This is a genomic window from Streptomyces sp. NPDC045956, assembly GCF_056430705.1.
Window position 1 is genome coordinate 181,060 of record NZ_JBWKKZ010000010.1, and the last position, 6,047, is coordinate 187,106.

7 protein-coding genes are annotated in these 6,047 nt (G+C 74.5%); 4 read left to right on the top strand and 3 right to left on the bottom strand.

The genetic code is table 11. The features are described 5' to 3' along the window. Window positions 1–10: 10 nt before the first annotated feature. Together AC07FV_RS25985 and AC07FV_RS25990 are read left to right on the top strand one after the other, a co-directional pair. Window positions 11–1,003, top strand: coding sequence for an aldo/keto reductase (locus AC07FV_RS25985; protein ID WP_479089703.1), 993 nt, complete (start codon window positions 11–13; stop codon window positions 1,001–1,003). Further along, the gene (locus tag AC07FV_RS25990) at window positions 1,000–1,935 is read left to right on the top strand and encodes an amidohydrolase family protein (RefSeq protein WP_479089646.1); all 936 of its coding nucleotides are present in this window, start codon (window positions 1,000–1,002) and stop codon (window positions 1,933–1,935) included. Before AC07FV_RS25985 ends, AC07FV_RS25990 begins: the two co-directional genes overlap by 4 nt. On the opposite strand, the gene AC07FV_RS25995 is transcribed toward AC07FV_RS25990, so the two are convergent. Further along, a complete protein-coding gene (locus AC07FV_RS25995; protein WP_479089647.1) occupies window positions 1,892–2,650 on the bottom strand; it encodes a GntR family transcriptional regulator in 759 nt (252 codons plus the stop codon). The genes AC07FV_RS25990 and AC07FV_RS25995 overlap by 44 nt on opposite strands. A gap of 141 nt (window positions 2,651–2,791) precedes the next feature. On the opposite strand from AC07FV_RS25995, the gene AC07FV_RS26000 reads away from it, so the two are divergent. Further along, a complete protein-coding gene (locus tag AC07FV_RS26000) occupies window positions 2,792–3,658 on the top strand; it encodes a GNAT family N-acetyltransferase (RefSeq protein WP_479089648.1) in 867 nt (288 codons plus the stop codon). Between the two features lie 28 nt (window positions 3,659–3,686). Here the strand turns inward: AC07FV_RS26000 and AC07FV_RS26005 are convergent, their stop codons facing one another. Further along, window positions 3,687–4,712: a helix-turn-helix transcriptional regulator gene (locus AC07FV_RS26005; RefSeq protein WP_479089649.1), complete on the bottom strand. Its 1,026-nt coding sequence runs from the start codon at window positions 4,710–4,712 to the stop codon at window positions 3,687–3,689. A gap of 136 nt (window positions 4,713–4,848) precedes the next feature. On the opposite strand from AC07FV_RS26005, the gene AC07FV_RS26010 reads away from it, so the two are divergent. After that, the gene (locus tag AC07FV_RS26010; protein WP_479089650.1) at window positions 4,849–5,244 is read left to right on the top strand and encodes a RidA family protein; all 396 of its coding nucleotides are present in this window, start codon (window positions 4,849–4,851) and stop codon (window positions 5,242–5,244) included. A gap of 81 nt (window positions 5,245–5,325) precedes the next feature. On the opposite strand, the gene AC07FV_RS26015 is transcribed toward AC07FV_RS26010, so the two are convergent. Continuing rightward, window positions 5,326–5,973, bottom strand: a complete 648-nt coding sequence (locus tag AC07FV_RS26015) for a dihydrofolate reductase family protein (RefSeq protein ID WP_479089651.1) — start codon at window positions 5,971–5,973, stop codon at window positions 5,326–5,328. Window positions 5,974–6,047 lie beyond the last annotated feature (74 nt).

Below are 6,047 nucleotides of genomic sequence, written 5' to 3' on the forward strand. Positions count from 1 at the left end.
GGCGGGCGCGCTGCCGGCCCGGACCCTGGGCCGCGGCGGAGTCCCCGTCACGGCCCTCGGTTTCGGTGCCGCCGCGATCGCCGGACTGTACGAGGAGGTGGGCGACGACGAGGCGGCGGCCGCCGTGGAGGCCGCCTGGGAGGCGGGCGTCCGCTACTTCGACACCGCCCCCCACTACGGCCTCGGCCGGTCGGAGCGCCGGCTGGGCGCGGTCCTCGGCACCAAGGACCGGGACAGCTACACGCTGTCCACCAAGGTGGGCAGGGTGCTCGACCCGTACGACGGAGGCGGCGACGACCTGGCGCACGGTTTCGCCGGTCCTGCCACCCACCGACGGCGGTGGGACTTCAGCCGCGACGGTGTACGCCGCTCGCTGGAGGAGAGTCTCACCCGCCTCGGGACGGACCGCGTGGACCTGGTGCTGCTCCACGACCCCGACGAGCACGAGGAGCAGGCGTTCCGGGAGGCCTATCCGGCGCTGGAGGAGCTGCGGTCGCAGGGCGTGGTCCGGGCGATCGGCGCGGGCATGAACCAGAGCCGGATGCTGGCGCGTTTCCTGACGGACACGGACGTGGACGCCGTGCTCTGCGCCGGCCGCTACACCCTGCTCGAACAGGGTGCCCTGGAGACGCTGCTGCCCGCCGCGGGCGCGAGGGGCCGGAGTGTGATCGTCGGCGGGGTCTTCAACTCCGGGCTGCTGGCGGACCCCGTCCCCGGGGCCGCGTACGACTACGCCCCGGCGCCCGGTGAGGTGCTGCGCCGGGCGGAGCGACTGCGCGAGGCCACCGAGGCGCACGGCGTGCCCCTGCGGCGAGCCGCGCTGCGGTTCCCCTTCGGGCACCCCGCGGTCGCCTCGGTGCTGGTCGGCGCGCGCTCCGCGGACCAGGTCCGGGACGCCGTCGCGCAGTACCGCGGGCCGGTCCCCGGAGCCCTGTGGGACGGCCTGCGCGCCCAGGGGCTGCTGGGCGGCGACGTGCCGGTGCCGACCGGGGGCGGGGAGTGAACGTCGTCGACGCCCATCACCACCTCTGGGACCTCGCCGTACGCGACCAGGAGTGGCTGGACGGCCCCGGGCTCGCGCCGCTCCGCCGGTCCTTCGCGCCGGCGGACCTGGAGGCCGAGGCACGGGCGTCGGGGGTGACGGCCACCGTGCTGGTGGAGACGGTGAACGCGGCCGAGGAGACACCGGAGTTGCTGGCCCTGGCCGCGGGCAGCGAGCTGATCCAGGCGGTCGTCGGCTGGACCGATCTGACGGCGCCCGGTGTCGCCGAGGAACTGGCCCGGCTCGCCTCGCTTCCCGGGGGCGCCTTCCTGCGCGGCGTCCGCCACCAGGTCCAGGGGGAACCCGACCCCGACTGGCTGACCCGTCCGCAGGTCCTGCGCGGCCTGCGTGCCGTCGCCGCCGCCGGACTCGTCTACGACCTGGTGGTGCGGCCGCACCAGTTGCCCGCGGCGACCCGCGCGGCCGCCGCCGTGCCCGGTCTCACCTTCGTCCTGGACCATCTCGGCAAGCCGCCGATCGCGTCGGGGGCACGGGAGCCCTGGGCGGGACGGGTGCGGGAACTGGCCGCTCTGCCGAACACGGTGTGCAAGCTGTCCGGCATGGTGACCGAGGCCGACCGGGCGTCGTGGACGGTCGCCGACCTCAAACCGTACGCCGACACCGTGCTGGACGCCTTCGGCCCCCGACGCGTCATGTTCGGCTCGGACTGGCCGGTGTGCACCCTCGCCGCGCGTTACGGCGAGGTCGTCGCCTCGGCACAGGAGCTTGCGGCGGAGCTGGACCCGACCGGACGGGCCGAGGTGCGGTCCGGCACCGCGACGCGCGTGTACCGCCTGTCCGGTGCGCCCGCCGGGCAGGCAACGCCCGGGACAGCCCCTGCCGGGCCCGTCATCCCTCCAGCCGACCGAGCTGGCGCTCCAGACTGCGGGTGAGGTGCTCGGCCATGGCCTCGGCCGCGCGTTCGGCCCGGCGGCGCAGGATCGCCCGCACCACCCGTTCGTGCTCGTCCGGGGTCGGATCGCCCGCTTCGTGCGAGCTGTTCAGGCGGAAGATGTGCAGGTGCGCGTGGAGTCGCTCCACCGCGTCCGCGAGCAGCGGCCGGCCCGCGGCCCCGGCGACGACCTCGTGGAAGCGCTGGTCGAGGGCGGCGAAGTCGCGGTACGACGCGTAGGGCCCGCCGGGGCCGGGGTGCGCCCGCATGGCCTCCAGCGTCTCCTCCAGGGCGTCGAGTTGCCCTTCGTCGGCGTGCAGCGCGGCCAGCGCGGCGGCGCGCGGCTCCAGGAGCAGCCGCATCTCGAACAGCTCCTCCACTCCCCGACGGGTCAGCAGGGCCGTCGCCCGGTACCCGGACAGAGAGCGCTTGACGACGAGGCCGTCGGCCTCCAGCCGGGCCAGCGCCTCGCGCACGGGGGTCGGTGAGACGTTGAGCGTACGGGCCAGTGCCTCGATGCCGACCCGTGCGCCGGGGGCGATCTCGTGGTCCATCACCCGGGCCTTGATGTCCTCGTACACGCTGTCGGACAGCACCTGGCGGACCGGCGCCGGTGCGGCGGGGTCTCCCGTGTCGCCGGCCACGTCCCTCCCGCCCGCGCCCACCGCCCCGGCCGCGCCGACGGAGCCGCGGACGGACGGGTCGTGTGCCGGCATCGGGGTCTCCTTGAACTCGGTGCGCTGCCCGGCGGCAGTTTATCGAGGGGGGCGCGCACCGTGGCTGCCCTGTGGAGGCCCTCGACCCGGGAATGCCGAGCACGTGTTCCCCGGCAGCCGGGGCGTCGGGGAGCATGGGGCATGCTCTCGGATGACTGGCACCTCACCCAGAACGTCGACGCGTTCCTCGCCCGGGCCGGCGACTTCCTGCGCTCGCGCCCCGCGCTGCACAACACTCCGCTGACGGACATCGAGAAACTGCGCACGCGCGCAGCGGCCGACCACGACGGCGAGGTTCCCGTCTTCGGCCGGCTGGAGTCGGACGGCGTGGTGCGCGCCGTCTTCTACCGCACTCCGCGCGGTCGCCTGGGCCTCACCCACCTCACCCGTGAGCAGGCCGACGCCCTCGCCGCTCACCTGGCCGCCCTCGGTCACAGCCCTTCCGACGTCATCGCCGACCACGACACCGCCGGTGCCTTCGCCGACGCGTGGCAGCGGCACACGGGCGCCTGCGCGGAGCCCTTCTGGCGGACGCACCTCTACCGTCTCGGCACGCTCACGCCGCCTCGGCCGCACCCGGAGGGCCGGGGGCGCGCGGCCGGGGGGAAGGACCGCGAGCAGGTCGTGAGCTGGTGCCGCGCGTTCTGCGTCGACGTCGGGGAACAACGGTCCATCGACCTGATCGACGCCGGCTCCTGGGGCGACTCGCGCTTCGGCGACCGGCACTTCACGTTCTGGGAGGACCCGGACGGCACACCGGTCTCCATGGCGGCCGCGACCCCGGTCGTCGGCGGCATGGTCCGCGTGGACCCCGTCTACACCCCGGCCCACCGCAGGGGCCGCGGTTACGCGGGGGCCGTGACGGCGGAGGTGAGCAGGGCGGCGCTGGCCGCGGGCGCGACGGACGTCGTCCTGTTCACCGACCCCGCCAACCCGACCAGCAACGCCCTCTACCGGCGCCTCGGGTACATCCGCATCGCCGACTTCGCCGGGTACCGGTTCTCCTGAGGCGCAGGCGGCCGGTCGGCGCCCGACGTCAGGCGCCGGACGCCGGTCCGTAGCGGGTGGCCATCTCGGCGGCGCGGCGGTGCAGGGAGATGCGCAGCGACTCCGGGGTCAGGGCCTCCGCGTCCGTGCCGAGCCGCCACAGCGCCCACTCGGCATGCCGCAGGTCCTGGAAGATCGCCTCCAGCCGCAGCCGGCCGTCCGGTTCCGGTCCCGGGCCCGGTTCCGAGCCCCGGTCCGGGTCCCGATCCGGCCCCGGGTCCGCGGCGCGGACCGCTACGGCGGTGTTCAGCAGGTCCTCCCTCCGCGCCGGGTTCAGCCGCATCAGCACGGCGATGTGGTCGCCGGACAGGAACCGCGCGCAGCGTTCCCGCCAGACCCGGTCCAGATCGACCCGGTCCGGTCGCTGTGCCGGCTCGGGCAGCTCTTCGGCGGCCAGGATGCGGGACAGCCGGTAGGTGCGGTCCGCGCCGGACCGCGTGGCCAGCAGGTAGCCCCGGTCCCGCACGGTGACCAGGCCGATCGGGTCGACCGTGCGCCACTGCGGCGTCCGGTCCACGGCCGCGTAGTGGAGGCGCAGTTTGCGGCCGGTGAGGACCGCGCGCCGGATCTCGGCCATCGTGCCGCCGGGTACCTCCTCCGTGGGCGTCCGGCGTGAGAGGAGGTCGGTCTCCGGTGCGACGAGGATGCGTGCGGCCGCGTCGCTCACGGCGGCCTGGTGACGCTCGGGCAGGGCGTCGACCACCTTGCGCATCGCCGAGGCGAGCGCCGCGCCGAGCCCGAAGGCCTGCTCGCCGCGCGCGGACCCGGCGGTCAGCAGGGCGAGGGCCTCTTCGTGGTTCAGTCCGGTCAGCTCGGTCCGGAAGCCGGGCAGCAGCGCGAACCCGCCGTGCCGGCCGCGTTCGGCGTAGACCGGGACGCCGGCCGCGGACAGCGCCTCGATGTCACGCAGCACGGTGCGGGTGGACACCTCCAGCTCGCGGGCCAGCGTGTCCGCGGTCAGCCGGCCGCGCTGACGGAGCAGCAGCACCAGGGAGACCAGCCGGTCGGCGCGCATGAGGGGACCTTATCCGATACATGACGATCGGTGTCATGAATGGTCGGCAGGCTCTGGAGCGGCGGCGACCGCGACGGCGGTGACCGCGCCGCCGGGCGTACGCACGCCCGATCGAGCGACAGGAGTCGATGTGACAGTGGAACGAACGGCAGTCAACCCGGTGACGTGGTCGGTGGCGATGGGGTTCAACCAGGGTGAGCTCGTCTCCGGGCACACCCAGACCCTGTACTGCTCCGGCCAGACCGCGATGAGCGGCGACGGGGAGCCCCTGCACGACGGCGACATGGCCGCGCAGCTGGCGCTGAGTCTGGACAACCTGGAAGCCGTGCTCGGCCGGGCCGGCATGTCCCTCGCGGACCTGGTCCGGCTGGGCGTCTTCACGACCGACGTCGATCTGCTGATGCCGCACTACGGCGTACTGGCGTCGCGGCTGGGAGCCGCCGGGGCGGCCCCGGCCACCACGATGCTCGAGGTGAGGCGGCTGGCGGTGCCGGGCCAGCTGGTGGAGCTGGAGGGGACGGCGGTCGCGTGACCCCGGACCCGCCTGCCGCCGGACGCGGTCCCACCGGCGGGAGCGGCGGGCGGGCGGGTCGTGTGGTCGGAGTCCGCGCCGTCACTTCCGCCAGAACAGGTGGTGCACCACCCCGCTGGGGCTGGGGACCACGTCGAGGTGGAAGCGGTCGGTGAGGTCGTCCGGGGACTCCCACAGGCGGGCACCGGAGCCGAGGGTGATCGTCGGGGCCACCACCACGTGCAGGGTGTCCACCAGGTCCGCCTCCAGGAAGGCGCGGATGGTCGTGGCGCCGCCACCGAGGCGGACGTCCTTGTCCTGGGCTGCCTCCTTCGCCCGTTCCAGGACCTCGGCGGGGTCGTCGTCGACGAAGTGGAAGGTGGTGTCCGAGAGGGTGAAGGAGGGGCGGGGGTGGTGGGTCATGACGAAGACCGGGGTGTGGAACGGCGGCTCGTCGCCCCACCAGCCCTGCCACTCCTCGTCCTCCCAGGGGCCGCGCTGCGGGCCGAACTTGTTGCGACCCATGATCTCGGCGCCGACGTGGTGGTCGTGATCGCGGATGAAGTAGTCGTCCAGTCCGCGGCTGCCGCCCGGCTCCGTCCGCATCGTCCAGCTGGCCGTGGTGCCGGCCCAGCTCATCAGGCTCAGCGGATCGGCGTGGCCGAAGGGGCGCTCCAGGCTCTGCCCCTCGCCCGCGCCGAATCCGTCACTCGAGACGGTGAAGTTCTGGACCCGCAGCAACTGCGTCATGGCGCTACCCGCTCCCGTTCGGTGATCTCCGACCATCGCTGCCGGAAGGGTAGACCCGCGGGCCCGGCGGATCT

Bases quoted from the DNA above. Each gene is read 5' to 3' on its own strand.
- AC07FV_RS25995 (WP_479089647.1), bottom strand. From the start codon at position 2,650: ATGCCGGCACACGACCCGTCCGTCCGCGGCTCCGTCGGCGCGGCCGGG.
- AC07FV_RS26000 (WP_479089648.1), top strand. From the start codon at position 2,792: ATGCTCTCGGATGACTGGCACCTCACCCAGAACGTCGACGCGTTCCTC.
- AC07FV_RS26005 (WP_479089649.1), bottom strand. From the start codon at position 4,712: ATGCGCGCCGACCGGCTGGTCTCCCTGGTGCTGCTGCTCCGTCAGCGC.
- AC07FV_RS26015 (WP_479089651.1), bottom strand. From the start codon at position 5,973: ATGACGCAGTTGCTGCGGGTCCAGAACTTCACCGTCTCGAGTGACGGA.